This is a genomic window from Thermoactinomyces sp. DSM 45891 (assembly GCF_900119485.1).
Taxonomy (GTDB): domain Bacteria; phylum Bacillota; class Bacilli; order Thermoactinomycetales; family Thermoactinomycetaceae; genus Baia.
On the sequence record NZ_FPJZ01000045.1, the window covers coordinates 1 to 1187 of the forward strand.

1 protein-coding gene and 1 pseudogene are annotated in these 1187 nt (G+C 39.1%); both read right to left on the reverse strand.

Going from position 1 to position 1187, the window contains the following annotated elements; all coding sequences use genetic code 11:
• Positions 1–761, reverse strand: a 761-nt coding sequence (locus tag BT147_RS14920) for an XkdF-like putative serine protease domain-containing protein (RefSeq protein ID WP_286119544.1), incomplete at its 3' end; no start/stop codon positions are given.
• 210 nt (positions 762–971) lie between these two features.
• Positions 972–1187: pseudogene (locus BT147_RS15715) on the reverse strand (hypothetical protein); the annotation flags it as partial.

The window sequence follows — 1187 nt, forward strand, 5'->3', positions numbered from 1 at the left end:
TGATCTGTCACTTCAACGGGACTATCTTCCCTTTCCTCTTTGATAGACGGCCTAATCTCTTCCACAGCCTCATGTATAGCCTTTTTAACCGTCTCTTCCACAAAAGATTGTATTTCCTCTTTATCCATCTGCTCTCCTCCAGTTGATTCTTCCACACTCTTATGACTTGATATCAATTGTTTTAACTTGGCAAACAAGCCATCTGGTGTGTCTTCTTTTTCCTTAGATTTAACGACTAAGAATTTAGCTTTAGGCACACATGGCTCATCCACAAGCGAAACAGCGTTAACGATCCAATCCTCTCCTAAATCCTTCAGAGTGATTCGTTTTAATGATGCTTGTATCTCTTGATTAGATTGACTCTTCATGACAGCTTGGGGAATTCCCATAATAGAGAAGCCTGTTAGTTTCCCTTTTTTTACATTTGACCAGACTGATTCATCCGTCACACGAACACCTAGCATCCACGATCCTTGAGGAACTGTGACATCATCAAAGGTGAGATCCACAGGTGTTATATAGGTTTCAACGAGACTCCCAACATTGTTTAATGAGTGCTGCAAGTCGATATTCGCATACTTTTCTACAAAGCGATGGGCTACTTCTTCAATTTTGTCCGTGTTTACCTTGTCTCCATCATGATCTGGCTCGTTAGGAACTAGGACTGGCCCATAGACAATTCGCTTCTCATGATTTTTCTGGATAAACGGTGCTATCAACTCGATACTTAATCCCCTCCCTTTCGGAATAACTCCAATCATCTATGAATATCTTTTATTGCACGATAAATAACCTCCTTGTGAAAGGAGGGAATATAATCGTATTTTAACTAAGACGTCTTGATGTCTAGACGTCACTATACTATATGAGTACATTGGGTATCGTATGAGTGATTTGATATCATTTACTATCATTAGGTATCATCTGATATCAAACGATAGCAATTTTAATGGCCAATAAATCAAACGACTTTATTGATGTGCTTTAACTTCAAATTTCGCTTCGTGATACTCAATTACTTCGCCTTTTTTCGGATCATTATCTGCAAACTGAACAGCTGTAACAGTGTACTGGTTAGGCTTTAATAACTCCCCCTCTAATGGCAAAGATCCTTGCATCATTTCGCCAGCCTGTGTTGTCTCTTGGAATTTCTTATTAACATAAAGAAAGACTTCCTTATCCCCTTG